Origin of the sequence: Arthrobacter sp. SPG23, from assembly GCF_000876655.1 — a bacterium.
Taxonomy (GTDB): domain Bacteria; phylum Actinomycetota; class Actinomycetes; order Actinomycetales; family Micrococcaceae; genus Arthrobacter.
This window is the reverse complement of sequence record NZ_JYCN01000009.1, coordinates 281,450-307,726: the sequence shown is the minus strand read 5'-3', so window position 1 is coordinate 307,726 and position 26,277 is coordinate 281,450. Positions and strand designations below refer to the sequence as shown.

Here is a 26,277-nt window from a genome sequence, read left to right as displayed (position 1 = left end):
CAGCAACAGTTCATCCGTTCCAAGGAGGGCCACATGCCGTTTCCCGCCCCGCCGCTGCGACGAGTCCAGTCGGCCGCTGAGGTCGTTGCAAAGCGTTCCGGACTTACCGTGCTTGTCGCGCCGCGCCGGGGCCTTGTCCTGTGGGCCGTGGCCAGAACGGTCGAATCAACCGTGATCGGATTGCGCTCCGGCTGGATCGCCGAGGCCGCAGCCGGACCGCGCTGGGGCAAGGCATACGCGGAGGCCGTTCATGCCCTTGTGGAACTGGTTCCGGACCGGAGCGAACCCGTCTTTTCCGCGGTGGATACCGCGGCCGAACGGTTGCTGGAGCTTGGGCTTCCTGTTGATCATTCCTATCCCCCGGCAGCTGGTGTGGTGGCCACGGAAAAGGCCATCGCCGAAAGCCTCGATGCGGTGTTCTCCCGGCTGGAGATTGCCACCGACGCCTCGGTGGGGCACCGCACTCCCTGGGCAGGACACGGCTGGGTGTTGGATTTCGGCAAGGGGCAGCCGCTTCGAGCGGGCCTGAAGGCCGTGAGCGGCGGAAGCATTCTGGAAAGCGAGCTGCGGGCGATCCGGCTGGCCCTTTGCGCAGCCAAGAACGCGTACACGGGCGTCATGGATGGACGCTGCTCAGTCACCGTTTGCTCCGACAACCTCTCGGCCGTGAGGATGCTCCGCGAGGGAGACTCCCCTCGAGAACGATCAACGTTGGCGTGCCGTGACGAAGTCCAGCGGATCCGGACGCTGGTCGCCGTTGCCGACGTCCAGTTCCTCTGGGTCAAAGGCCACGCGGACCACCGGCTGAACATCCTTGCTGACCGGCTGGCGGTCATGGCCCGCAGGCACAGGGAGGCCGGCCTTCCGGCAGACGACACTTGGCGCATGGTCGCTGGAATAGTCGAACAAGGGAATTTGGATCTGGCAGCCTGAGCAGGGTGTTACGAAGGCTGGGAGGTGGTACTCACCCGATCCCTGAACCCGTCCGGGGCCGCACGTAGAGTTGGAGCATGATTCCAAAAGAACGTGTCCCGCTCGACAACAGCGGCCATGCGCTTCTGGACTTCCCGGGAAGTCAGCTCGCAAGGCGTACCCAACTTGCATCTCGACAAAATGAAGGCGACCAATGGCTAGGAAAAGACTCGATGTTGAAGTTCCCGACGGGCAGCATCTCGGGTTTTCAAGAGACACTGATGGCGCCTATCGCGCGCATCTCTTTGACAATGAAACGAATGGTCTCGTTGGTCATGCGGAGCTATTTGAGCCGGCCAAGGACGAATCGGATTCGCCTTACATTGAGTACGTGTATGTTTCGGATTCGAGGCCAAAAGAGGGCCGCGAACTTGCGGACAAGGAACTCGACGAGGCGCTTGAGGCCCTAGTTCGCCTCGGAATCATCGTTGCAGCTGCAGCTGCGCCGCACGTCAAGAGATGGTGGCAGGGCAGAGCAATTCCGGGCCTGAAGTCGGCAGGCAATACTGCACTCCTGGCCGTGAAGTCGACAAGCGACAATACGCTTCTGACCGTGAAGTCGACGTGGAACAGATTTACCGGAACTCGGAAACCCGAGCGCAGCGACGCCCCCGTTGAAATGGTCCCCGCGGCTGAACCTGTACGTGAAGATTCCTCCACAGAACTGGAAGTTGCGTTCAAGGATTATCGAGCCCGCATGAGCAGCGAAGAGGCGCGGCAACGCTTTGTTGTAGCTCTACTGGCCAGGGCGTTCAGTGAAGAGCAGATGAGAATGCTACGTAATGCCGAAATCGAGGACGATGGTGATCCACTGAGTTTGAAAGCCGCAATGGTGGCGCTTACACCCCAGCAGGTTGGGGAGACCATCACATCGATGCTTGAGAAGAATCCGTCGCTTCTCGAACGTGAATCCTTGGCTGGGCTTGGGATGATTCTCGGGGGACGTCGAGCCGATGGCGAGTGTGTGCCACTGAGGATCGAAAGGTCGAAAGAGGTGGGGCCCCTGAGGCGTGGGCAGTCTTAGCCATGAGAAGACCGCACCTACATGGCGCCCCTTGCTGCGGCCCAGGCAACTCGGACCACCGACCGCCCAGCACTGAAACCTTCCCCTATCGCCCCGGCGAACGGATGCACCTGCCACGGCGTCCGAGTATCTGGCGGCATTGAAGCCGGCGGCCCCGTCCGCACCGCGCCTCAGTCCTCCTCGCAGCTTTCTCCGACGAATTAGCCGAGTTCGCCAGAACCCGGAGCCATCAGGTCTGACGAAGCAAAGACCCATCACCGGCTACTTCCATGAACAAGCCTCTCCGCTAACGTTGGAACAGCGCAAACCGGACAGCCGGTTCAACAGTGTGGGGGGCAACAATGAGGTGCATACCGGAGGAACCGGAATTCGGCGAGGGGCAGTTGGCAGAAAAGGCCGTCTGGGACGCACTGAAGAAAAGCCTTCCTGATGACGTTGTCCTGGCCCATTCCGTGCACATACGCGACGGCCGGAAAGAATACGAAATCGACGTCCTCGTCCTCTGGCCCGGAGTGGGCATGGCGGCCATCGAGGTCAAAGGCGGCCAGGTCACCATCGCCGACGGCCAGTGGTACCAATCGGACCGGAACAACAAGCGCAAGATACTGAGCCCGGTGGCGCAGTCGCAAAGCTCGCTGCATGCTCTCAAGAACTGGCTCGAGGACCAACTCGGTTCGCGCCTCAGCAGCCGCTGCGCCTACATGGTCAGCCTGCCGTACACCAAAGTTCCCACCGATTGGGCCATGGCTGGTTGCCCCCGCTCGCTCATCCTGGACCAGACCGACAGCCAGTCCCCCGCCGAGCTTGTCCGCCGGGCGATAGAAAACGAAGGTGGCGGGGCCTCCCCGCTGGCTCCGGTCTTCCTTGAGCGCATCGTCCGCAAGCTAAGCGGAAACCTGGACGCCGCCGTCGGGCCCTCCGGCAATCCCCAGGAGGATGAAGACGCCCAGGACCACCTCACGGAGCGTCAGGCCGTCCTGCTGCAAGCAACCCGTTCACTCCCCCGGATCCGGTTCACCGGCGGTGCCGGCAGCGGGAAGACCTGGTTGGCCGTGGAGAAGGCGCGCCTGCTCAGCAGGCGGGGCAAACGCGTCGGCCTCTTCTGCTACAACAAGGGGCTCGGGCAGTACCTGCAGGACCGTGTTTCCACCTGGCGCCAGGCCAAGCCCGTGTTCACCGGCGAGTTCCACGAATACGTGCGCGGGCTGGGGGTTCCGGACGGATCGGGGCAGGAGTACTTCGACGTGGAGATGCCCCTCCTGCTGAAGGAACTGGCAGCAACCATGAAGCCGCACGAGCGGCTGGATGCCGTCGTCGTCGACGAAGCCCAGGACTTCGCCCCGCTGTGGTGGGAGGCGCTGCTCGCCTGCACGAAGGACCCTGACGGCGGCGAGGTGTACGCCTTCATGGATGACCGCCAGGACGTCTACCGCCGGTGGGGCGGCGCGACGGCGGACCTCACCTCCGGCCCGATGGCCGCCTTGGTGCCCATCCACATTGATGAGAACCTCCGCAACACCCGAAAAATCGCCGAAACTTTCAGGCCCTTTGCCGGCGAGCACTTTACTCCCCGCGGCAGCACGGGTTTGCCGGTCCGGTTCGTCGACTGCCCTACCGGCGAGGCCCTCAACGTCGCCGGAGACTGCGTGGACGCCCTCATCGCCGAAGGCTGGGCCAACAACCAGATCGCCCTCCTCACCACCAAGGAACGGCATCCGGTGCACCTCGACTTCTTCGAGCGCGGCGCCACCGAAGACTACTGGAGCGAATTCCACGCCGGTGAAGCCGAATTTTACGGCCACGTCCTGGGCTTCAAGGGGCTGGAACGGTCCGTGGTGGTCCTGTGCGTCAACGGCTTCAAGGACATGGACCGGGCGGCCGAGCAGCTCTACGTCGGGCTGTCCCGGGCCAGGAGCCTGCTGGTGGTTGTTGGCGACTCGGGCTTGCTGGAGGAGGCCGGCGGCCGGGAGCTGAAGGTGGCGTTGTCACGTGCGCAGGCGTGGAGTCCGGTGCTGCAGGATCTCTAGGTGATGGCGCTCACGTTAATTGTCGGAGCCACCGCATAGTCTCCAGTCACTAGATTCAGAACCGTCCAATGGGGGATGAAATGCCAGAACTGGTCGACGCCGGGACAAGCCCGGTCATGGTTGTTCCGCAGGTGCCAGCCCGGGTTGCGCCCGCGTTAGTGCCGGCTTCTTACGACTACGCCTTTCTGTACGCGTGGCAGCAGGAAGCCTTGAACGCGTGGCACGCGAACGCCCGCCGCGGCGTGGTTGAAGCTGTCACCGGTTCCGGCAAGACACGCGTCGGCATCGCCGCCGCGTTCGAGGCAGTCCGCCAAGGCATCAAGGTACTCATCCTCGTGCCAACAGCCGAACTCCAGCGCCAGTGGCTGGCGTCGCTGCAGCGCGACCTGCCGAAAGCGAGGCGCGGCGCACTCGGCGACGGCCGGCTCGACTCCCTCGACCACGTCGACATCCTGGTGGCGATCGTCCATTCGGCGTCCAACCGCGAGACGCTTCGCAGCCACAAGGCCGGCTTGATCATCGCTGACGAGTGCCACCGCTACGCCGCACCGATGTTCACCGGCGCACTGCAGGAAGGGTACGCCTGGCGGCTTGGGCTGACGGCTACGTACGAACGGTCTGACGGCGAGCACGAGAACCTGCTGACGCCCTACTTCGGCGGCGTCATCTACTCGCTTTGGTATGACCGTGCTCTGAAGGACGAGGTCATTGCGCCGTTCGACATCGCGCTGGTCGGCGTTGACCTGACCCACTCCGAACAGGTCAACTACGAGGAATTTTCCAACACGATGTCCGACGCGGCCCGAAACCTGGAGTCCTACGCCGGAATCCCCCGGAAGCCCTTCCACCAGTTCATCGCCGCGGTTGCCGCCCTCGCGGGATCGGATTCACCAAGCAGGGAAGCAACGATTGCCCGCAAATACATGCGGGCAATGTCATCGCGGCTCGCCCTCCTAGCGGAGGCAAAGACCAAGTATCACGCGCTCGCGGCCCTGAAGCAGACGGTTGATGAGTCACACGGCACCCTCGTCTTCACCCAGACGCAGGAATCCGCCCGCCGGGCCCAGCAGCTGTACACGGCCATGGGCTCCAAGGCCTCCGCATTGTTCAGCGGGATGGCCAAGGACGACCGCCGGCAAGGCATGGAGGACTTCCGCAGCGGCGCCTCCCAGATCCTTGCCGCACCTAGGCTCCTCGACGAAGGCATCGACGTTCCGGAAGCTGACCTCGGGATCATCGTGGCGGCCAACCGCAGCCAGCGGCAGATGGTGCAGCGGCTCGGCCGAGTCATCCGCACGAAGGCGGACGGCCGCGCCGGACGGCTCGTGGTCCTCTACTCCACCGGCACCGTTGAGGATCCCAACGTGCAGGGCGAGGAATTCCTCGGCAAGGTGCTGCCGTTCGCACGCAACGTGGAGTTCTTCGACATCACGACCGACCTGGACCGGCTGCAGGAATTCCTCGTCAGCCAGGCTGTGGTTGGGACGGAGTCAGGTGGCTCGGCGGATCAGACCGACGGTGAAGCCCTTGCTGAACCGGAAGTTGTGGTTCCCGAGCACGGCGGCGACGAAGTCGACGACAGCGAGCAAAGCGACGACGGCGCGCCGACGCACTTCGATCTGGAAGATCCTGAGTGGCCGGAAGAACTTGCCGGCATGGAAGGCTTCAGCGAGGACGCCGTGCAGGACTACTTGCGTCGTGCAGGACGTGCGGACCTTCTGACGGCTGAGCAGGAAGTGGAGCTCGCCCAGGAGATTGAAGCCGGGCTATACGCCGCCCACCTCCTGGCGGACGGCGCTCCCCGCGGTCGTAGGGAATCCCGGGAGCTACGCGAAATTGCGCTCTTGGGTGACCGCGCCGCCGACACACTCCTTGAGGCAAACCTTCGGCTCGTGGTGTCCATCGCCAAGCGCTACATGAATCAAGGCATGGATTTCCTGGACCTGATCCAGGAGGGCAACATCGGCCTTCACCGGGCGGTGTGCAAGTTCGATTACACCCTCGGCTACAAGTTTTCGACATATGCGACCTGGTGGATTCGCCAAGCCGTCACGCGGGGCCTGGCCGATCAAGGGCGCATGATCCGACTGCCTGTTCACATGGTGGAGCAGGTGCAAAAAGTCCTGGCCGCTCAGCGCGGAGCGGCTGTGCAGGGAATTACGCCGACGTACGCGGAGCTCGGACAGCTCACTAGCCAGTCAGCAGACAAGGTGGAGTATCTCCTGAGTCTTGACCGGCCAGCTCATTCTCTGGACTACTTGGTTCCCGATGGAAAGGGCGGCCTGGAGCCACTGGCGGACCAGCTGGTGGACCCGACAGATGTGGACGTTGTCGAGCGCATTGAGAAGCAACAGCTTAAGGCCCAGCTCTACGCAATACTTGACACGCTCGCCGAGCGGGAAGCAGCGGTCATTGCGATGCGTTTCGGGCTCAAAGACGGCGAAGAAAAGACGCTGGATGCGATTGGAAGGGTTTACGGCGTCACGCGCGAACGTATCCGCCAGATCGAATCCAAGACGATGAAGAAGCTGCGTCATCCCTCGAGGTCTCAGGTACTGAGGGAATACCTGTCCCTTCGCGACCCCAGCGAGGGCAGCGTGGCCAGCAACGATGGCGCCGAGTCGGGCTCAGACTGATGGCGGCGCCCAGGAAGCCAGCGTGGTCAGCCAAGACCACAGCAAAAGTGGACAACTATGACGAGTTCATCGGACGCCTCGATGCCGCCAGCGCCAAACTCACGGTTCGACGCAACGGCCTGGACAAAACCGTTGAGATCCTGACTCTGCTGTTTCGGCAGAACAGCACAGGCCTTCAGCTTTGGGAAGACCGCCTTATGCGGTGCTCTGCCCTCTTGACTGACTCTGCCAAGATCCCCGAGCGGGAAGCTGCCTTGGTCGAGCTCCACGAGATTGCGCTGAAGATGGAGCCACTCTTCCGGAACCGCACACAGCGGATCGACGACCGATCAACTGTGGTCCGCACCCTCCGCGACGAGATCAACAAATCCCTGGCCGGCCTGGAGAAGAGCAAAATGAAGCTGACGTCGTCGCGGATGCTCACGCAGGAGCGCGAAAACCTCAGCAGGGCGATCGGAGAACTTGCAGGGACGGCGGACGCAGCTGCAGTGGCAACCCCGGACCCGAGTCTGCGCAACGATCTCCAGGATGCACGGCACGCCATCATGTTAGCCGAGGCCTTACTCGAAGCGAAACGAGAGCAATGATGCCAAAGGCCCAGCCGGAGCGGCGCGTCATCAGCAGCTTCACCTCCGACCAGTGGAGCGGCAGGCCCGCTCAGGACGGCGGAAATATGTTCATCGGCTTCGCCCTGCTCGGTGCGGTGCTGTGCCTCATCCTGATGATCTTCTTGCCCGGACTCAGAAGTTTCGGAGCAGTGACTCTGTTTACCGCCGTCTTCGCCATCGTCTTCACGGCTCTGTCCATCAGAGGAAAAGCCTCCGCCGAACAAAAATTCCTGAACAGTATCACCGCAAGAGTGAACGACATAGTCGCGGGGCTGACCGGAAATTCCACCCACAATCTATCCGCCCATCAGTTCAGGGCGCTGATCGAAAACGGCAAGCCCCTCCCGTTGCTCGTCAACGGTGTTCCCGGGGTAGAGCTTCAGGCAATCAGCGAGCAGCCGCCAGTGCCAGCCCGGAATCCGGTGGTGAAACGGGTAAACAACGCGGTCCGGACGACGCGAGTCATCGTCACCGTCACGCCGCCTGATTATGGAATATCGAGTTTTGACCGTCTGCTTGGTGCCGCAGCAGAAGCAGGCGGAGATAGCGGCTCGGGAGCTTCGTAGCAGTTTTGTCGTTGCCGGTTGCTATGTTGTGTGAGATGTCAGGATGAGGGGGACAGCATGACCTGCAGTACTTTTCCGTCGGTGAGCGATGCTCTGGCCGAGCTTGCAGCAATGATTAGCCGGGCGCAGGCCGCGGATCCGCTTGCCCCCGTCACCGTGCTGGTCCCGTCCCATGCGTCCGGGCTGGATGTCACCAGGTTCCTCGGCAGGACCCTCAACGCGGGCGCAGGAAGTGCGGGCATCAAGGCAGTCACTCTGAAGGATCTGGCAACCGAACTCATCGCCGACGACCCCGCCCTGGCGGGGAAACGTCCGCTCCTACCGGTCCTCAGGCTTGGAGCGGTCAGCAAGGTCCTGATCGATAATCCAGGCCTCTTCAAAGATGTCGCCGAACAGCCCGCTACTGCCCGAGCCATAGCCAAGACGGCGGAGCTACTGGACGCCGTACCTGGCCCCTCCGCCCCGGCGCTGCCCAAGCTCATGCATGAAGTGCTGCGGATCCACGGCAAAGCCACGGAGGTGCTCGGCCCGCGCTGGTACACGGACCATGAAGCCTTCACTCTCGCTGGCCGCAAACTTGGAACCCAGGCGGCGATGCGACGGCTTGGCACCGTCATAGGCTTCATGCCGGGCACCGAAGCGCATCCGTCCGATTCTTCCTTCCGAAGGAGCCTCGAAGAGGCCGGAATGCTAGGAGTCACGGCGTCCGGTACCGGGGATGAAGGCACTATTCTCATGACCGCCTCCGACGCTGACGACGAAGTCCGCGCAGTCGTCCGCCTTGTCGTCGAGAGGCTGGCAGCGGGCACGCCCGGCCATCGCATCGGGATATTCCACTCGGCCTCGCAGCCGTACGCCGCTTTGCTGACCCAGCGCCTTGGCCAGGCCGGCATAACCTTCGTTGGTCCGGCGGCCCACCGCCTTACGGACTCGCCGATCGCGCGTGGCCTCCTGCAACTGCTGACGCTCGACCCGCAGGCTCCGGACATGCGGGCCATACTGAACATCCACGCCGAAGGAACGTTCGTCTGGCAGGCGGGAAAGCTGCCCAGCAGCGCCGTCTGCGAAAGGCTTCACGCCAGTCCCCCGGTCGAAGACGACGCCGATGAAGGCACCGGTGAGACGGTATCCGCTACCCGGGACAGTCAACGGGAGCAGCTCGGAACGCTGCGATCCTTTGTGGCGGACCTTGTTTCTCGGCTTGGTGAGATTCAGACTGCCGCGACCTGGAGCGAAGCATCAGCCGGGCTGGTCCGACTCCTTGAAGGCTTCATGGGCCCGCGGACAACCACCGAACGGCCGGAAAAGGCTGCTGCCCGCGACGCGTTGGCCCAGATCGCCCGCGACCTCAGCCACCTCGACCTCGTCGGCCTGCCGCCCACCCCCTCGCTCATCCGCAGCGCAATGGAAGACGGGATCGCTGCGAAGGGCGGCTGGACCGGGAAAAGCGGCACCGGCGTCGTCATCGGCAGCTACGCCGACGCCGTCGCCAGGGATCTGGATTCCCTGTTCCTGCTTGGCGCGGCGGAAGGGCTTGCACCGGCAAGAATCAGGGAAAACCCGCTCCTGCCGGACAGTGTCCGGACCATGATGGGCGGGAACCTCCCCACTGTGGAGCAGCGTGCAGAAGCCAGCAGGGAACAGTTTTTCGCCGCCCTCGCCGCAGGATCCGAACGGATCATCACCTGCCCCCGCGGCGACCTGCGCGGATCCGGCAGTTATCAGATCTCCCGATGGATCACCGCCAAGTCTTATAAGGAACTGCATTCCTTTGCCCATGGCATCGAGAACGGCGCCCCCGCATCGGCTGCCCTCCCGCCGACTGCCCAGGAGTGGAGGCTGCGCCACATCCTCAGCGCGGAGGACCGCTCAGCGGCGTTTCGCATGGATGCTGCGCTGCAGCGCGCACTTGACGTCACCCGCGACCGGCGCGACGGCATCTTCTCCAGGTTCAATGGCAACCTCGGCGCTCACGCCGGAACCATCGTTGATTCCGAGAGGGCGTTGTCCCCGACCCGCCTCGAGGACTGGGTGACAAGTCCCTTCAGCTACTTCCTAAAGCACGTTCTTAAGGTGAGCATCCTGGAGGACGTCGAACTGGAGGTTCAGATTTCGCCACAGCAGCGAGGCATCCTCGTTCACCAAGTGCTGGAAGACTACGTCCGCAGCATCACCAAGGACGGGCTTCCACCGTCGTCGAGCCGCCTCACGGAGCTTGCCACTGCTGCCTTTGCGGAATTCGCCAACCCGGCGTGGCTCCGTCACATCTGGGAGCGGAACCAGGCCATGATCCGCCAGGACCTGGAACGGGTTCTGGCTGACGATGATGCCCGGTCCGCCGAGGGCTGGAGCTACCTCGCTGAGGAGGCCAGCTTCGGGCCGGAGGACACCGACAGCTACCCGCCGGTCGAGCTGACCTTCGACGACGGCACTGTGGTCCGGTTCCGGGGAAAGGTGGACCGGATCGACCGGAATGTCGACGGCACCGTCAAGGTCATCGATTACAAAACCGGCAAGGCCGACAAATTCAAGCCGCTCAACAACCACCCCACCGCAGACGGTACCCGTTACCAGCTTCCTGTCTACGGCCTGTTTGCACGGACCCTCGCAGCCCCGCACTCACCCGTCGCAGCGGAGTACTGGTTCATCTCCAAGGCCGGCGGCTTCGCCAAGATCGGCTACGACGTGACTGACGACGTCATCGAGCAGCTTCGAGCGGACGCCGGTCTCATCATGTCGGCACTGCGGAACGGGATATTCCCCCCTCGGCCCGAGTCTGACCGCTATGTCAACTTCACCACCATGATGGGGGCCCAGGAGCTTGGCCTGCGCTGGCTAAAGCTTCAAAACGCCCACGAACTTCAGCCCTATGCCCAGCTCCTGAAGGCGGAGAAATGAAAACCGAAGTCCTGGAACTCGTAGACCAGACCGACCGATCCCTGATCGAGCAAGAGCTCGAAGCGAATATCTTCGTCGAGGCGGGAGCGGGCAGCGGCAAAACCCATGAACTTGTGGAGCGCATCTGCGCGATGGTGGACGCAGGGGTAGAACTGAAAAGCGTTGCCGCCATCACCTTTACGGAGAAAGCGGCGGGTGAGCTGCGGGAACGGGTCCGCCGCCAGCTGAACGACGCGGACCCCACGGAGCTGCGGGTGCGGGCGCTGAACCAGCTGGACACCGCTCCCATCGGCACCATCCACTCCTTTGCGGCGCGGATCATCAGCGAACATCCAATCGAGGCCGGAGTTCCGCCCCTGATAACAGTGGTGGACGAGCTGCGGTCCCAGATTGCGTTCACACGGCGATGGGAAGCGGCCCGGCAGAAACTCTTCACCGACCCGTCCATCGACGACGCCCTCCGCATCCTGCTCGCCGTCGGCGTTTCCTTGGATCACCTGCAGAACGTGGCGGCTGACTTGGACGCGAACTGGGACCGGCTGGAAAGCCACCCTCCCCGGAAGCGCCAGATCCCGGCTGTGGACCTGGGCCCGCTCCTGCGCCAGACGTCCGAGGTCCTCGCACACGCTGATCACTGCACGGACCCCGCCGACAAGTTGCTTACCGCCTTCGAACACATCAAGAGCTGGCACGGTGGGCTGGCCGAGGCCGAAACCGGCGAGCTGGGCCTTGTTCTCGAGCTCCTGCATTCTGTCCCGCAGAAGGGCCTCAGCGGCGGACAAAGAGGCAACTGGTCCATCAACGTCGCCGATGTGAGGAGCTCATGCAAAGACCTAGCCGAACAGGCGACAGCCCTGCTCAACAGCTTCGTCCAGCCCGCCGTGGAAACTGTCACCGCCGCCATGGCTGAAGTACTCGTCCAGGCTGCCCGCGAACGCCAGCACAGCGGCGAACTCGAGTATCACGACCTCCTCATCCACGCCCGGGACCTCCTCGTCGGCGATGACAAACGCACCGTCCACGCGGCACTCCACAATCGCTACCGCTGCATTATGCTGGACGAATTCCAGGACACCGACCCCGTCCAGGCCGAACTGGCCAGCCGGATTACGGCCGAGGCCGTCTGCGGACCGGACGGGTGGGAGCAGCTAAGCATCCCTCCGGGCCGGCTGTTCACCGTCGGCGATCCCAAGCAGTCCATCTACCGTTTCCGCAGGGCCGACATCGCCACCTACTTGGGCGCCCAGCAGCGCTTCGCTGACGACCAAAATTCAAACATCGCGTCGCTCCAGACCAACTTCCGGTCAACCGGAAGCCTCCTCGAATGGATCAACGCCACATTCGGTGAGCTCATCACTGCGAGCGGCACCATCCAGCCTGAATACCGCGCGCTGACGCCCGATCCGCAACGCCCGGAATGGGACCTCGAGCACGGCCCGGCGGTCGCAGTCATCGGCCGCGCCGGTGCCCAGCCTAGCGAGTCCGGAAAGGTCTCGGCTGACGGCATGCGCCGCCAGGAGGCAGCCGACGTTGCCGGGGCGATCAGAATCGCGACCGGGACCGCAGGACAGCCAGCCTGGCAAAAGCAAAGCAAGCGGTCCGGCGGTTTCAAGCCCTCCCCGGTCGAGCTGAAGGACATATGCGTCCTGATCCCCACCCGCACGTCCCTCGCCGCGCTGGAGGATGCACTGGACGAGGCCGGCATTGAGTACCGCGCCGAAGCTTCGTCTTTGGTCTACTCGACACAGGAGGTCACCGACCTGCTGCTGGCGTTGCGAGCCATCTCAAACACGGCGGACGAAGCTGCGCTTGTGCTGACACTTCGGTCGGCAATGTTCGGCTGCGGCGATGATGAACTGTTTGAATGGAAGAAGGCCGAAGGCCGGTGGAACCTCTTCTCCCCCGCACCGGATGCGCTCAAGGAATCCACCGTGGCGCACTCCGTTCAGTACCTTGCCGCGCTGTGCCGCGACATCGAAGTCCTGACGCCCGCTGAACTCATGGAGCGGTTGGTCAACGACCGACGCATGCTGGAGGCGGCGATCGACGCCCCCCGTTACCGCGACGTCTGGCGCAGGCTACGTTTCGTGATCGACCAGGCCAGGGCCTGGACGGAGGCCACGCATGGCGGCCTGCGCGATTACCTCGTATGGGCCGGGGTGCAGCAGGAGGAAAACTCGCGGGTCAAGGAAGCTGTGGTGCCTGAGACCGATGTCCAGGCCGTAAGGATCATGACCATCCACGCCTCGAAGGGCCTGGAATTCCCCATGGTGATTCTGGCCGGTACCGGGTCTGGCCCCAACAACCAGAAAGCCGCAGCCCTTTGGGATCAAAGCGCACAACTGCAGGTGCACTTCATTGGCGACATCCGATCGGCTGGATATGGCACCGCCGAGGAAGTGGAGAAGCAGTTCGACGACGCCGAGCGTCGCCGCCTGCTCTATGTTGCCTGCACGCGCGCGGAAAGCCATCTCGTGGTCTCCCACTACGTGAATGCCAAGAACAGCCTGGGCCAGCTCCTCAAGGAGGCAGCCGAGGGAGCTTCAGCACCGGATCTGGAAATTCCGGAGGACATGCCAGAACAGGCCAGAACGCCTCATGAGGTCCGGCCAGTAGAAGAGTTCGATGTTTGGCAGCAGGATCGCGGGGCCTGGCAGAAGTCCTCAGCCAAAGCCTCCTCGACTTCGGTCACCGCGACTGCAAAAGGCACGGAGAGCGGCTTGGCAGGCCTGGATTCGGATGGCGCTGCGCGGTTTGTGAGCCTGGAAGAGGCCGGAAAGGTACCGTCTTTCGCTGAGCCCGGCGCGGAGCATGGCACGGACTTCGGTACTGCACTGCACCGACTGCTCGAACTGAGCGACCTGCGAGAGACTGGGAACTTCGATGCGCTGGCCCAGAGGATCGCCAGCGCAGCCGGCCTCGAAGACCCCGCCGGCCTCGCGGAACGGGCGCGCTCTGCGCTAAGGAGCGCTCCTGTTCAGCGTGCAGCGGACAGGGAGCACTGGCTGGAGCTGCCTGTTGTCACGTCCGTCGACGGCATGACGTTGGAGGGCATCATCGACCTAATGTACCGCGAGGACAATGGGGCGTTGGTCATCGCCGACTTCAAGACGGACATCAGCGTCACGCAGGAGAGGCTCATGTCTTATTGGCGCCAGCTATCCACCTATGCCCGCATGGTGGAGCGCATTACGGGACAGACAGTGAGCGAGCTGGTGTTGATTTTCTGCCGGGCAGGAGAAGCAGAGGTCGTGCGACAGTCTCGGCAGAGTAAAGCCGACGACGACTTATAGTTTGCAGGGTGCCGTCTACCACCAGCGGTGCCGGCACTCGGCACTCTGGCAAGCCCACTTCGGCAAGCCCCACTCAATGTGGCCGGTCGCGGGATAGGTACGCTGTTCATGCATCATGACGCAACCAGCAAATTCCGTCTTCGGGTTTTGCTCGACTGTGTCACGCATGACCATGCCGTAGATGATGCGCCAGGATTCGTGCCCGCAAATCGGACACCTTCTGGTCGCATTAGCTTTCCTTGTCTTTCCTGATTCAGCCATACCGACAAAGTAGCCGCCACCGCGGACAATCAAGACAATTACAAAAAGTTCTCAGCTGAGCGCTTTTTGTAATTAAAGAACTTCCCTTACGCCATCACTGGCTGCTGGCTGGAACTCCTGTCAGGCTAAGCTCGGGCTTACGCCTCGCAGTTTCTGGGCCTTCGCCAAAGAGCCCGCGACCGCTGGATTGAAGCTCCCCAAGGTCCCTACTTGCCCTTTGACTCACCGAAGATTCCGACCAGCCGAGTGCGCTCCGGTCCGGCAGCCTTCATTTTGCTCTGAGCAACGCAATGATCTCATCGTGAAGCCTATGGTCGGCGGGTTCGAGGCCGTCAAGGACGTCCTGGATACTCAGGGTCGACTGATGGATCTCCTTGACCCCGGGCCGCGTAACGAACAATCGCGAGTAGTCCGCCTGGCCAGATTCGACCGTTCGGGTCCATTTCGGATCCCGTTCGTTGGCGAACCATGCGGACGGCCCGAACTTGAGCTGGAGCCTCGACTGGCCCGAGTCTGTCGCATCTTCTTCCACCTCGATGTTGATGGTCCACTGGTATATCCCCGCGAATCTCGCGTCGACTCCGCGCACAAACCCCTCACCCCGAGTCGCGTTGAGTTGGCGTCTGAGCGGTCCTTCGCTGAAGGCGCTGAGGCGCCACTTGACTCGCTGGAGGAGGTCGCGGCCCTCGCCAAACCGTTCTCTCGCTTGCACCGCAAGATCATCAGCAAAGCGCTCGGCGGCTACATCTTGCGGCTGCTCCTGATATCTGCGCACCTCCCCGGTATCACACATGGCAACAACGAAGTTGAGCACTTCCTGATCACCCACGCGGCCCCTTTCCCTAACGAACTTACGGTGCAACTGCTCGATAAACGCGTAGGCATCGGGATTCTTCCGCTGGTAGGCCCTGTCGCCACCGATGTGTTCCAGCAGTCGCTGAGCCAACTTGCCATACGTGAGGACCGCGGCGTCCTCCCACCCCACGGTCTGCAAGGACGCATCCTCATCGCGACACAAGAGCACGACGGCACCATGCTTGCCGTCCCGGACGCTGAACGCCAGGTAACCGCTGTAACTGTGACCGTGACCGTCAGAGGTGAAATAGTTCTCCACGACGACGACCGCAGCTTCGCTCTCAAGGACAAGGTCGGCGATGTCCGCTCCCGACCCGCCCACCGAGGTGTTCACCTCCTGACGCACCAAGTAGCTGCCATGCGGAAGCGGTTCACTCCCCACCGAAACCCGGTTCAACTCGTCGATAAAGATCCGCAGGAAACGGTCACCTAGGTTGTGCGTCTGCTCGGGGTCCAACAACCACCTGAATACATTCGAGATCTGCTTCTCGTGGAGTCCGTGGTGCATGACGTCAAAAACGTTGAAACCCAGCTCGAGGGACCTGCCAAGCACTGGCAGGAGCCCAGTTACCAAGTCATCTGACACGACATCATCCCCCGAGCATAGACCTGAAGACCAGATGGAGGACGGCGACGCTGCGAGACCCCCACATGGCTACAGCTGGGCACTTTACATGGAATTTGAATTCAGCCACGTCACTTAGCAGATTACCTTGTTGTTCCCGTTACCCACCCTCATCTGCTGGTTCGTCGTGTCGCTGCTTAGGCGGGCAACGTTCTCACCAATCACGATGATCAGAGTTTTCTGAGGTCAGACCCCGACCCGGTGGAGCTCCGTCACAGCACGTGAGTGGTGGTCGGTGATAGAGCCTGGCGGCTACGCCACGTCACTGTCTGGGATTGACGCGATGCGCCGGTAGGTAGCTCGCCGGGCCGGTCAACTAGCTAGTTGCCGTGCTGCTAAGTTCCGGACTAGGGTGTCGACATGGCTTGTGGTAAATGCGGATTTGAAGGTCACAACAGTCGCTCATGCGAAGGCCCCCATTGGCCGTGTCCTAATTGTGGCAAGCCGACGGCCAACATGAACGACTATTCCGAGCGCCACGACCGGTCTTACTGTTCTCCGATCACCAGCTCCGGATGTTGGAGTTGACGAAAACTCGATTTCCCTAGAGGGCAGTTGCGTCGCTCGTCTGCGTCGTGCGACGAAGAAGTCGGGGACGAGGCCTACTAGGACGAGGCGTCCCAGATGGGCAAAGACTGAGAGCGCCCAACGGGGCCAGAGGTGGGCCGGCTACATAACCACGTCGCCCCTGAACACCCTCTGCTGTGCAGGGTTACTTCTCGACCACTTCCTCGTCGCCGGCCTCAGACCCGTCCGCCGTCTGTTCGCCACGCTTCTTCCGTTTGAACAACCCTGCGACGCTCCCTCCGACCGAGCCCGCCGTACCGGCGATGGCGCCCCCGACGCCCTTGACAGCACTGAGGGCCTGAGGCTCATCCGGGATCCCGTCCCCGTCAATATCCACGCTCCGGAACACGCGCGATACCGTGTCGGCTGCGGTGGCCACCCCGCTGCCCACTGCCACGGCGCCCGTTGCGACGCCGCCTCCGACTGTGCTGGCAGTGCCAGCAATCCAGTTCCCCGTCACTTTTGCGGCATCTTCCATGGCTGCGATTGCTCGGTTCTGTTCGACGTCGCGGTCATCGTCGCCTGCCTTTACAGGAACGGCCAGATGTTCGGGGAACGTGTCGGGGGCATCGGCAAATGCTGCCCGTGCTGCGACGATGACGTCGCGACCGAACACGAAGCGCGTGACCCCTCCCGCCAAGGCTCCAACGCCGTACTCAATCGTTGCCTGCTGCTTTCCACTCAAATTTTCGCGCACGGCGTCCAGTTGACCTGTCTCCATGGTCCGAACCAAACTCTGCGCGGCGCCTCCAGGGAGGGTGTCCGCGAGCGTGTTCGCCCAGTGCGACCAGTCCGTGCGGCCAGCAGCGATCCTATTGCCGACGCCGACGACGCCGTCAGACGACGCGCTCGATAGGTCTGTCGCCATCGTTGCGATTTGCTTCTGGCTCACGCGTTCGTTCGAGAGTCCGTAGACAAGGGCGAGGGCCTGGTCTTTGTCGAGGTCCATTCCGTGAATGTCGGCAATAGCGAGCGCGAAGACCGCGGTGATCTCGAACTGCAGCTGCTCATCGCCTGCTGGAAGGAGAGCAGCGGCCCGCTGTGCACCGTTCTTCGCAGTACCGAGGGCCATGTTCTTTGCGGCCTGTTTCGCAGCGCTCTTTGCGGCAAGTTTGACGGCTTCCTTGCCGGTCTTCTTGGCGGCCTGTTGTCCCGCACTCTTCATGCCGGCTGCTGCCGCCCCGACTCCTGGAATCATCGCGATACCAATATCAGCCGCGATCGCGCCGGCGCTGATGAGGGCACCCGCAGTGGTGATCGAGGTTCCGTAGTGACGCTCTAGCATCTGGATCACCTCAGCGGGCGTTGCGTCCGGATGCCGCCGGCGCAGCCTCATGACGTACTTGCGAGCGATCGAGTGACGGGCGCTGACCGCCTTTGCAATGTCACGCGTGGCGTCCTCGCCGACGAGCTCTGCTTCCAGCGTGATGCTCTCGATATTGGTCATCGCTTACTCCTCTGTGGTTGCACCTCTCCGGGCGGTGTGGATGCGGCTGATAGGTGAGAAACCGCCGGTGCCGCCTGGATCTCTGGTGATTGTATTCATGGATCCTGGCTTGGCAGGTCGCGGCGCGTTCAAACTCCTCGACCAAGTGCCTCCCACGTGCCAAACGAAGACCGGCCCTGGTCATATTGCGATTGGATTACCTCAGCATTCGGTGGCCGACGAGTTTCATCTAGAACGCCCGCTAAACGGGGTGCAGTCCTCATTTGGGACAGTGCTCGGGAAATCTCTGCCTCACCCCCGAGCCTTCTGGTGTGCCGGACGGATGGCACAGGGTCCCACTACAGCCCCTCTGTGCAGTAGCGCGTAGGGCGCGCCCGGCCAAAGCAGGACGTGCCCCTTCGCGTGCACGGACGCGCGATATGGTACAGGCCCCCGATTCAGTCGATGAGCACCGGCTGCTTGTCACGCTCGGATGTTTCGACAACCGGCGAAACCTTGCCGCTCCGGTGGTGCAGCCAGTTTGCCACCGCCAGGAGCGCCACGAGTCCGAAGGTGCTCAGGAGCTGGGGACGGGAATCCTCGCCGATGAAGCCCACCGTGAAGATCGCCGCGAGGATGACCAGACCAAACACCGTGAGCCACGGGAAGCCGGGCATCCGCAGGGGAAGCTCCGTCCCCTCGCGGTCGGCGCGGAGGCGTAAGGCGAGCTGGGCGAGGAGCGCGGAGGTCCATACCAGCAGGCACGTCGAACCCACGATGTTGAGCAGGACGGGAAGGACCTTCTCGGGGAAGGCCAGCTCCAGCACCACCGTGACAACGCCGAAGGCGACGCTGGCCAGGACTGCGACAACCGGGACACGCGCTTTGGAAACCGAGGCAAGCACGCGAGGTGCTTCACCCCGCTCCGCGAGGGAGTATGCCATCCGTGACGCACCGTAGAGGTTGGCGTTCAGGGCGGAGAGCAGTGCCGCGACAGCCACCAGGGTGATGGCAGTGGCCGCGCCGGGCATGCCAGCCGCATCCAGCACCGCGGCGAACGGGCTCTTCAGCCCCGCCGATCCCACGGGAACCACCGCCGCGATCACGAAGATCGCACCGATGTAGAAGACCAGAATGCGCCACAGCACAGTCCGGACTGCCTTCTTCACGCTGCGGGCCGGCTCCGCGGTCTCAGCTGCCGCCACGGACACAATCTCGGTGCCGCCGAACGCAAACGCCACCACGAACAGTGCCGTGGCAATCCCGGCGAAACCACTCGGGGCAAAGCCGTCGCCCATGAAGTTGGACAGGCCCGGCGACTGCACGCCCGGCAGCCAGCCGAAGAGCAGGGCGGCACCCACCAGGAGGAACGCCACGATTGCCCCCACCTTCAGCAGCGCGAACCAGAACTCGAACTCGCCGAAGTTCTTCACGCTGGTCAGGTTCACGGCGGTGAGCACCACGATGAACACGAAGGCCATCAGCCACACCGGCAGGGCCGGGAAGATGGTGGCCAGCAGGCCTGCCGCACCGAGCGCTTCGGCCGCGATGACCACAACCAACTGCAGCCACCAAAGCCAGCCCACGGTGGCACCGGCCACCGGACCGTAGGCCTTGGCGGTGTAGACGGAGAAGGCGCCGCTGTCCGGGTTGGCGGCGGCCATCTCGCCGAGCGCCCACATCACCAGGATGATGAGGGTGCCGGCCACGAGGTAGGAGATCAGCACCGCCGGGCCGGCAGCCTGGATGCCCGCGCCGGAGCCGATGAACAGGCCGGCGCCGATGGCGCTTCCCAGGCCCATCATGGTGAGCTGGCGGGGTTTAAGGGCCGCGCCGAGGGCGCGGGCAGACGTCTTTGTCTGTTGTTCCATGGGAATTCCTCTGGTTGTAGGCGGAACGGGTTGGTAAAAGGTCAGGCGATTGTCGAGGCCGCGTGGGCTTCCAAAAGCCGGAGCACGCGGTCGTTGGAGGCGGGATCGGCAACGGTGATCCGCACGCCGTCGCCCTGGTACGCCCGGACCATGACGCCGGCGGCGTCAAACGCCTCCAACAGCCTCGCCCGGAGGCCCTCGTCCGCACGGATCCACAGGAAATTGCCCTGGCTCGGCTGCAGCTTCCAGCCCTGGGCTTCGAGCTGCGCGGCCATCCGCGCGCGCTCCTGCCTGACGGCGGCCACCCGCGCTTCCATCTCCTCCCCCGCGTCCAGTGATGCGATGGCCGCCTTCTGGGCCAGTGCGCTCACGGAGAAGGGAAGGGCGGTGCGGCGCAGTCCGTCGGCGATGGCCGGTGCCGCCACGGCGTATCCCACGCGCAGGCCGGCGAGCCCGTACGCCTTGGAGAAGGTGCGCAAGACGCAGACGTTGGGGTACTCGCGGTAGAGCGCCAGGGAATCGGGGCCGCTGCCCGCTTCGGCGTATTCCACATAGGCCTCGTCGATCACCACGAGGATGTCCGAGCGGACGGATTGCAGGAAGGCCCCGATGCGTTCGTGGCTGATCGGGACGCCGGTGGGATTGTTGGGCGTGCACAGCAGGATGACCTTCGTGCGGTCAGTGACGGCCGCGGCCATGGCGTCGAGGTCGTGGCCCTCAGCGGCGTCCAGCGGGATGCGGACCGGCCGGGCGCCTGCCAGCTCAACCAGGATGGGGTAGGCCTCGAAGGAGCGCCACGCGAATATCACTTCATCCCCGGCGTCGCACAGTCCGGTGATGATCTGCTGGAGTACGCCCACGCTGCCGGGTCCCACCGCCACCTCTCCGGCGGTGACGCCGAGGTGCCGTGCAAGCCGTTCACGGAGTTCGACGGCGGCACTGTCCGGGTAGCGGTTCATGGTACCGGCTGCTGCGGCCACCGCAGCCGCGGCAGCGGGGAGTGGCTCGTAGTGGCTTTCGTTGCTGGCGAGGGCGGCGATGTCCGGCCCGGCGCTGCGCCGGCCCGGGACGTAGGGCGGAAGACCGGCCACCGCGCCACGCAGGGCGGGAAGCGCGGTTTCGGGTTCGGCCAGGAGCTGATCAGGGGTCATGAGGACTGATCATGTTGTGACCCCGCCCACAATGCAAGATACGCTCAACCCATTGGGACTTCTGCTCAACTTCTACTGTGTGTGGTGAAAATATGACCATCGCGAACTCTCGCACCCTCGATTCCCTCGACGGCCGGATCATTCTGGCCCTGGACAAGGATCCGGAAGCCAGCGCCCTGGCACTCTCCCGGACGCTCGGCGTCGCACGCAACACCGTCCACGCCCGGCTGGCCCGGCTCGAGCACAGCGGCGCACTCCGCTCCTTCAGCCGGAGGTTGGACCCCGCCGCGCTGGGCTACGAACTCATGGCCTTCCTCTCACTGTCCATCAGCCAGACCCGGACCGGCGCGGTGGAAGACGGGCTCGCCGCGATCCCGGAGGTCATCGAGGTGCATGCCACCACCGGCGACGCGGACCTTATGGCCAAGGTGGTGGCCCGCGGTACGGCCGACCTCTACCGCATCACCAACGAGATCCTGGAAATCGAGGGGATCCAGCGGACCAGCACCGCCATTTCCGTCCTGGAACTCATGCCGCCGCGGTACGACGGCCTCCTGGCCCGGCTCTCCGAGCAGGAATCCCGCCCTTCCACCTAAGTGCGGGTGACGCACGCCACAAGTGTGCATATTTTCACTTCCGCCCGCTAGCGCCTGCCAAATATCCCAACCCAAATGCAGTCTCTTGCCGATTCGTGACTTAGCCCACATGATTCCTGCATGACTACTCTTACCGTCTCCGGCCGCGTGGCGCAGGTTCTCAGCAGCTATGTCAGCGATGTCTTCGGCGTCATGGGCAACGGAAACGTCTACTTCCTGGACGCCGCGGAAAAGCTGGGCCTCCGCTTCTCCGCCGTCCGCCATGAAGGCGCCGTCATCGCCGCGGCCGACGCCTACTACCGGACGTCGGGACGCCTCGCCGCGGGCACCACCACCTACGGCCCCGGTTACACCAACGCACTCACCGCCCTCGCCGAGTCGGTCCAGGCGCAAATCCCGGTCGTACTGGTCACCGGAGTCGCCCCGAGCAGCGGCGCCCGGCCCCAGGACGTGGACCAGGCAGCCATCGCCACAGCACTCGGCGCGGCCACCTTCACCGTCACCCGCGACGCCGCGGGCTCCATCACACAGCAGGCGGTGGAGTACGCGCTCACCAAGCGCACCGCCGTCGTGATTGCCATCCCCTACGACCTCGCGGCACTCGAGGCCGGGGACGAAGAGCTTCCCGAGCCGCTGGCACCGGCGGTGACGGACGACGTCGACGGCGGCCTTGGGCAGGTGGCCCGCCTGCTCGCCGGGGCGAAGCGGCCGCTGATCCTGGCCGGCCGCGGTGCGCATCTGGCCGGCGCCGGCCCGGAGCTCCGGGAACTCGCCGACCGCCTGGGCGCGCTGACCGCCGGAACCGCCCTGGCTCTCAACCTCCTCCAGGGCGAGGGGTACCTCGGCGTCGCGGGCGGCTTCGGCACGGATACCGCGGCCGGGCTCATGGGTGAGGCCGATGTGGTCCTCGTGGCCGGGGCAAGCCTGAGTCCCTTCACCATGCGGTTCGGGCACCTGCTCGGCCCGGACAGCACCGTCATCCAGATCGACTCCGCCCTGCAGCCCACGCACCCCCGGGTGGATACGTTCGTCAGCGCGGACGTGAAGTCTGCCGCGGGGCGCCTCCTCCAACTGCTGGACGGCGAGGCTTCGGCAGAAGCGTGGCGGGCGGAGGCCCGCAAGCGACTGGCCGAAGGACCGGGTCACCACGCAGGCACCACCGAAACCGTGGACGGCCGGCTGGACCCGCGTTGCCTTGCCATCGCGTTGGACGCCATGCTGCCGGAGCGCCGCACGGTGGTCCAGGACGGCGGGCACTTCCTCGGCTGGGCCCCCATGTACTGGAACATCCCGCGGCCGCAGGACCTGGTCATGGTGGGCACGGCCTTCCAGACCATCGGTCTGGGCCTTGCCAGCGCCGTCGGAGCGGCCCGCGCCGTGGAGGACGGCCGCACCCTGGTGCTGGCCTCCGGCGACGGTGGTTTCCTGATGGGCCTGTCCGACCTCGAATCGCTGATCGGTGCGGCGAACAGCGCCGTCGTGGTGATCTACAACGATGCCGCCTACGGAGCCGAAATCCACCAGTACGGTTCCCAAGGCCTGACCGAAAAGCCGATGCTGATCCCCGAAGTGGACTTCAGCGGCGTCGCCCGCGCGCTCGGTGCCGAGTCGGCGATCATCCGTACGCTGTCCGATCTCTCCGCGCTTCCGGACTGGATCGACGCAGGCGCCAACGGAACCTTCGTGGCCGACTGCCGGATCACGTCCAGCGTCCGGGCACCGTGGATGAGCGAATGGATGCAGGCCAAGCAGGAGGCGAAGGCGGCGGTGGCTGGCTAAGAGAATTCACAGGTCCGCCGCCTAACATGTCCCACATGAATGCTGCCCGGGACGCCCGCTCCGCCGCCGTCGTCATCAACGCCGGATCACGCCGAGGGGCGGCACATGAACTTACCGTGGACACGATGCGCGAGGCAGGCGTGCCCATCTCCGCCGTGCACCACGTGCTCTCCGGGGGCGAGCTAGCGAACTACGCCACGACTGAGCCGGCGAGGAACACGGCGCCGAACAGCTGTCCGCTGATCTGCAGGCCGACGGAGCTAGCCGCGGAGGCCGAGTCATCGAACACCCCGCGTAAGCTGGCCGGTCACTTCTCCCCTAGCGAAGGAAGCCTCGGTCCTGCCCTTTGACGACGTCGAGGCCATGATCAAATTCATCTTCATGCTGCACGTTACGAGTTGTCGGCGCTAGCTGCGCCGCCTGCGACGGTGACGTGCTGGAAGTGGCATTGAATATGGGCTGCCCGCTTGCATTTTCTCGCTACCGTAGACAGACGTCACGTTATCCCTTTGCGAACTCAGCAAACACGAGATCAGATAAGGTCCTTTGGTGACCAAATTGAAGCAGACCCATTCTTCGCAAGTGGGATTCATAGCCACCTTGGGTGGCCTACTCGTAGGTGCTATCGCTCTCGTGTTCATCCCAGAGTTCAGACAATTTCTGATTGATTTTTTCTGGGTGGGCTGGGCCGGTTTCGCACTGATCTGTCTTACATTTCCATTGTTGCGGATGTGGTCGACCCGCAAGGCCACGGCGCAATATCAGGCGGCACAAAGCGCTAGTAAAACCGCTGAAACTGCTAAAGCTCAAGCGGAGAATGCCGTGGCAGACGCAGAAGCTGCCGCAAAAAAGGCTGAAGGTACTGCGAGAGACGCCGAACTCACAGCACAGAACCTCCGTCAGGAACTTGACAGCCTACGTGCGCTCGGTGTCAAGAGAGCAAAAGACCTCGATCTCCTCGAAAGCCGCATTGAAGGTTGGGGTTTCGCCGATAGCAACTTTAGATACCTACAGAGGGCAGATCACGAAGCCTTTGCAGAAGATTTTTACGAGGCATTATGTGCCACGGTGGAACGTTGGCACGACGACCCTAGGCCTGTCATGTCGGCCGACCTCCGCCCTATTTGGGCGGGTTGCAAACAAGCCGCCAGTGCATATCTTGCTCTACTTCATAACTTGGCCAGAAAGCCAGGGAGAAACGGGCAGTTCCGATATGTTCCATATGAGTTGCGACACGAAGACGTCGAGCAATACACCGCGATGAATCGGCAGCTGGACGACGCTAAGGCCAAGATGGTCAGTGCCTTGAATGCGGTCCACAACGCCATTCACTTGGGTTAGGGAACTCGAGGGGCCCGGACGACCCCCTTTATCAGCAAGACCCACCACCATAAACGCCTGTCAGGGACGAAGAAATGTTGTGGGGGGAGGCACTCTCATTGACATCTACGCCATCCTTGCGGGGCCGCTCCGGGAGCACGTGAGCATCGCGCGGCTTCTCAAGGATGGCAGCTTGAACCTCGACGGCGAGATCGCGACGACCACGCCCACCCGATTTCACCGTCCAGCGCAACGCCGTCCACGTGGTGGTACCCCAGAGCAGCACCAGCGCGTTGCTCGACGGACCGGGCGCCGGCGACTGGCCGCCGTCGTGATCCCCGACGGCGGAAGGTTGTGACTACCGGGGAACAAGCCGCCACAGGGACGTGACCTCGGCCGTGCGCGCCTCGAACAGAGGATCGTCCCGGTCCGATGCCTTCGGATGAGTTGGCTTGGTGTCCAGCCGTTCCACCACGTTCAGCCCGGCCGCCTCGATGGCGGCCAGGAGGTCCTCACGCGACCGCAGGCCAAGGTGCTCGGCCAGGTCGGAGAGGACCAGCCAGCCCTCCCCACCGGGGTCCAGATGGTCGGAGAGTCCGTTCAGGAAGCGGAACAGCATTCTGCTACCGGGGTCGTAGACTGCGCTGTCCAGGCTGGAATGCGGAGTGGCCGGAATCCAGGGCGGGTTGCACACGATGAGCGGTGCCCGCCCGGGCGGGAACATGTCGGTCAGGACGGCCTCAGCACGGTCCTGGACACCGAGGTTCCGGAAATTCTCAGCTGCGCAGGCGATGGCACGCGGTTCATTGTCCGTCGCCACCACGCGGCGGACGCCGCGGCGCGCCAGAACGGCAGCGAGCACCCCGGTGCCGGTTCCGACGTCGAACGCCAGCGTGTCAGAGGGCAGCGCAGCGGCGGCGACGAGATCCACATACTCACTCCGGGTGGGGAAGAACGTGCCATAGTGCGGGTGGATGCGGCCCTGCAGGGCATCGACGAAGACGCCATTCCGCCGCCACTCGTGGGCGCCAATTGCCCCGACAAGCTCATGCAGGGACACAACGGAGGATTCGCCGATATCACCGTACGCTTCAGCGGCGGCCTGCCGGATGTCCGGTGCGCGGCGCAGCGGCACCACCGGGCCCGGATCAAGCGGAACCAGCAGCAGGCCGAGAACGCGTGCACGGTGCGAGCGGGACTGGCGGTGCCGATAGAACTGATCGGCCGGAGCTGCTGCGATCTCTTTCTTTCCGGCGCCCATCCGCCGGTCCATGGCGTTGAGGATCTGCCGTGCATTGTGGAAGTCACCGTGCCAGAGCATCGCGATCCCCTGTGATGCCATCCGGTTCGCGTCATCGGCCGTGAGGGAGTCGGAGACCATTTCGACGCGCGTCGGCGCCGGCCTGCCGTTCGCCGAACGCCACCGCGCGGTCATGCTGATCCCGGCCCCGGCCCAGGTCACGACGGCGGGATCATTCAGCGCAGCTGTGCGCGAGAGTTTGGGGACCGGTGTCGTGATTCCCGCAGGAGCTGGCGTGTCGGTAGTGATAAAGATCCATTCCAAGCGTCAGAGGAGCCGATCGGCGACTGACGATTGCGGCGGTGATTCCACGACGTGGATGGCTACGTCCCAGGATCCGGACCGTCATCCGGCCGCGAACCGAGCGTGATTGATGGCCGCTGGAGCCATTCAACCCGCATTGTCAGGATACAGGTGTGCCGTGGCGGCTACCCGCCCACAGTCCTCCACGCCAAGATCTTCCTCTGTCTTGTGTTCGCCCGGCACCCACGAGGCGCAGACC

Annotated in this window: 17 protein-coding genes; 12 read left to right on the top strand and 5 right to left on the bottom strand. The window is 63.6% G+C overall.

Features of this window, described 5'->3' with window-relative positions:
• The first annotated feature begins 33 nt into the window (after positions 1 to 33).
• From TV39_RS04725 to TV39_RS04690, 8 genes are all read left to right on the top strand, one after another.
• Complete coding sequence (locus TV39_RS04725; RefSeq protein ID WP_043478995.1) at positions 34 to 933, top strand: ribonuclease HI; 900 nt, start codon at positions 34 to 36, stop codon at positions 931 to 933.
• A 193-nt stretch (positions 934 to 1,126) separates the two neighbouring features.
• A complete protein-coding gene (locus TV39_RS04720) occupies positions 1,127 to 1,996 on the top strand; it encodes a hypothetical protein (protein WP_043478992.1) in 870 nt (289 codons plus the stop codon).
• Positions 1,997 to 2,337: 341 nt separating this feature from the next.
• On the top strand, positions 2,338 to 4,023 hold the full coding sequence (locus tag TV39_RS04715; protein ID WP_043478989.1) for a nuclease-related domain-containing DEAD/DEAH box helicase: 1,686 nt from the start codon (positions 2,338 to 2,340) through the stop codon (positions 4,021 to 4,023).
• Positions 4,024 to 4,103: 80 nt separating this feature from the next.
• On the top strand, positions 4,104 to 6,659 hold the full coding sequence (locus TV39_RS21315) for a sigma-70 family RNA polymerase sigma factor (RefSeq protein ID WP_160292477.1): 2,556 nt from the start codon (positions 4,104 to 4,106) through the stop codon (positions 6,657 to 6,659).
• A 47-nt stretch (positions 6,660 to 6,706) separates the two neighbouring features.
• The gene (locus TV39_RS04705; RefSeq protein WP_043478986.1) at positions 6,707 to 7,246 is read left to right on the top strand and encodes a hypothetical protein; all 540 of its coding nucleotides are present in this window, start codon (positions 6,707 to 6,709) and stop codon (positions 7,244 to 7,246) included.
• Positions 7,246 to 7,833, top strand: a complete 588-nt coding sequence (locus TV39_RS04700) for a hypothetical protein (protein WP_144406313.1) — start codon at positions 7,246 to 7,248, stop codon at positions 7,831 to 7,833. Before TV39_RS04705 ends, TV39_RS04700 begins: the two co-directional genes overlap by 1 nt.
• A gap of 57 nt (positions 7,834 to 7,890) precedes the next feature.
• The gene (locus TV39_RS04695; RefSeq protein ID WP_043478981.1) at positions 7,891 to 10,731 is read left to right on the top strand and encodes a PD-(D/E)XK nuclease family protein; all 2,841 of its coding nucleotides are present in this window, start codon (positions 7,891 to 7,893) and stop codon (positions 10,729 to 10,731) included.
• Positions 10,728 to 14,024, top strand: coding sequence for a UvrD-helicase domain-containing protein (locus TV39_RS04690; RefSeq protein WP_043478978.1), 3,297 nt, complete (start codon positions 10,728 to 10,730; stop codon positions 14,022 to 14,024). The genes TV39_RS04695 and TV39_RS04690 overlap by 4 nt, the downstream gene beginning before the upstream one ends.
• 529 nt (positions 14,025 to 14,553) lie before the next feature.
• On the opposite strand, the gene TV39_RS04685 is transcribed toward TV39_RS04690, so the two are convergent.
• The 4 genes from TV39_RS04685 to hisC all read right to left on the bottom strand — a co-directional run bounded on the left by TV39_RS04685 (position 14,554) and on the right by hisC (position 20,780).
• Positions 14,554 to 15,726 carry a PD-(D/E)XK nuclease family protein gene (locus TV39_RS04685; RefSeq protein WP_052500484.1) on the bottom strand — a complete coding sequence of 391 codons (1,173 nt, stop codon included), beginning with the start codon at positions 15,724 to 15,726 and terminating at the stop codon, positions 14,554 to 14,556.
• A gap of 751 nt (positions 15,727 to 16,477) precedes the next feature.
• Positions 16,478 to 17,779, bottom strand: a complete 1,302-nt coding sequence (locus TV39_RS04680) for a hypothetical protein (protein WP_043478975.1) — start codon at positions 17,777 to 17,779, stop codon at positions 16,478 to 16,480.
• A 437-nt stretch (positions 17,780 to 18,216) separates the two neighbouring features.
• A complete protein-coding gene (locus TV39_RS04675; RefSeq protein WP_043478972.1) occupies positions 18,217 to 19,629 on the bottom strand; it encodes an amino acid permease in 1,413 nt (470 codons plus the stop codon).
• Positions 19,630 to 19,670: 41 nt separating this feature from the next.
• The gene (hisC, locus tag TV39_RS04670; protein ID WP_043478968.1) at positions 19,671 to 20,780 is read right to left on the bottom strand and encodes a histidinol-phosphate transaminase; all 1,110 of its coding nucleotides are present in this window, start codon (positions 20,778 to 20,780) and stop codon (positions 19,671 to 19,673) included.
• Between the two features lie 92 nt (positions 20,781 to 20,872).
• Here hisC and TV39_RS04665 point away from each other — a divergent pair, with 92 nt between their 5' ends.
• The 4 genes from TV39_RS04665 to TV39_RS04655 all read left to right on the top strand — a co-directional run bounded on the left by TV39_RS04665 (position 20,873) and on the right by TV39_RS04655 (position 24,496).
• Positions 20,873 to 21,376 carry an Lrp/AsnC family transcriptional regulator gene (locus tag TV39_RS04665; protein WP_043478965.1) on the top strand — a complete coding sequence of 168 codons (504 nt, stop codon included), beginning with the start codon at positions 20,873 to 20,875 and terminating at the stop codon, positions 21,374 to 21,376.
• Between the two features lie 120 nt (positions 21,377 to 21,496).
• Positions 21,497 to 23,155, top strand: a complete 1,659-nt coding sequence (locus TV39_RS04660; protein ID WP_043478963.1) for a thiamine pyrophosphate-binding protein — start codon at positions 21,497 to 21,499, stop codon at positions 23,153 to 23,155.
• 35 nt (positions 23,156 to 23,190) lie between these two features.
• Positions 23,191 to 23,505 carry a hypothetical protein gene (locus tag TV39_RS22465; RefSeq protein ID WP_235347271.1) on the top strand — a complete coding sequence of 105 codons (315 nt, stop codon included), beginning with the start codon at positions 23,191 to 23,193 and terminating at the stop codon, positions 23,503 to 23,505.
• A 199-nt stretch (positions 23,506 to 23,704) separates the two neighbouring features.
• The gene (locus TV39_RS04655) at positions 23,705 to 24,496 is read left to right on the top strand and encodes a hypothetical protein (protein ID WP_144406312.1); all 792 of its coding nucleotides are present in this window, start codon (positions 23,705 to 23,707) and stop codon (positions 24,494 to 24,496) included.
• A gap of 337 nt (positions 24,497 to 24,833) precedes the next feature.
• On the opposite strand, the gene TV39_RS04645 is transcribed toward TV39_RS04655, so the two are convergent.
• The gene (locus tag TV39_RS04645) at positions 24,834 to 25,910 is read right to left on the bottom strand and encodes a N5-glutamine methyltransferase family protein (protein ID WP_043479172.1); all 1,077 of its coding nucleotides are present in this window, start codon (positions 25,908 to 25,910) and stop codon (positions 24,834 to 24,836) included.
• Between the last annotated feature and the right edge of the window lie 367 nt (positions 25,911 to 26,277).

What these genes read in the sequence shown, in the direction of transcription:
- TV39_RS04725 (WP_043478995.1), top strand. Translation starts at nt 34, where the DNA reads ATGCCGTTTCCCGCCCCGCCGCTGCGACGAGTCCAGTCGGCCGCTGAG.
- TV39_RS04720 (WP_043478992.1), top strand. Translation starts at nt 1,127, where the DNA reads ATGGCTAGGAAAAGACTCGATGTTGAAGTTCCCGACGGGCAGCATCTC.
- TV39_RS04715 (WP_043478989.1), top strand. Translation starts at nt 2,338, where the DNA reads ATGAGGTGCATACCGGAGGAACCGGAATTCGGCGAGGGGCAGTTGGCA.
- TV39_RS21315 (WP_160292477.1), top strand. Translation starts at nt 4,104, where the DNA reads ATGCCAGAACTGGTCGACGCCGGGACAAGCCCGGTCATGGTTGTTCCG.
- TV39_RS04700 (WP_144406313.1), top strand. Translation starts at nt 7,246, where the DNA reads ATGCCAAAGGCCCAGCCGGAGCGGCGCGTCATCAGCAGCTTCACCTCC.
- TV39_RS04695 (WP_043478981.1), top strand. Translation starts at nt 7,891, where the DNA reads ATGACCTGCAGTACTTTTCCGTCGGTGAGCGATGCTCTGGCCGAGCTT.
- TV39_RS04690 (WP_043478978.1), top strand. Translation starts at nt 10,728, where the DNA reads ATGAAAACCGAAGTCCTGGAACTCGTAGACCAGACCGACCGATCCCTG.
- TV39_RS04680 (WP_043478975.1), bottom strand. Translation starts at nt 17,779, where the DNA reads ATGACCAATATCGAGAGCATCACGCTGGAAGCAGAGCTCGTCGGCGAG.
- TV39_RS04675 (WP_043478972.1), bottom strand. Translation starts at nt 19,629, where the DNA reads ATGGAACAACAGACAAAGACGTCTGCCCGCGCCCTCGGCGCGGCCCTT.
- hisC (WP_043478968.1), bottom strand. Translation starts at nt 20,780, where the DNA reads ATGACCCCTGATCAGCTCCTGGCCGAACCCGAAACCGCGCTTCCCGCC.
- TV39_RS04665 (WP_043478965.1), top strand. Translation starts at nt 20,873, where the DNA reads ATGACCATCGCGAACTCTCGCACCCTCGATTCCCTCGACGGCCGGATC.
- TV39_RS04660 (WP_043478963.1), top strand. Translation starts at nt 21,497, where the DNA reads ATGACTACTCTTACCGTCTCCGGCCGCGTGGCGCAGGTTCTCAGCAGC.
- TV39_RS22465 (WP_235347271.1), top strand. Translation starts at nt 23,191, where the DNA reads ATGAATGCTGCCCGGGACGCCCGCTCCGCCGCCGTCGTCATCAACGCC.
- TV39_RS04645 (WP_043479172.1), bottom strand. Translation starts at nt 25,910, where the DNA reads ATGACCGCGCGGTGGCGTTCGGCGAACGGCAGGCCGGCGCCGACGCGC.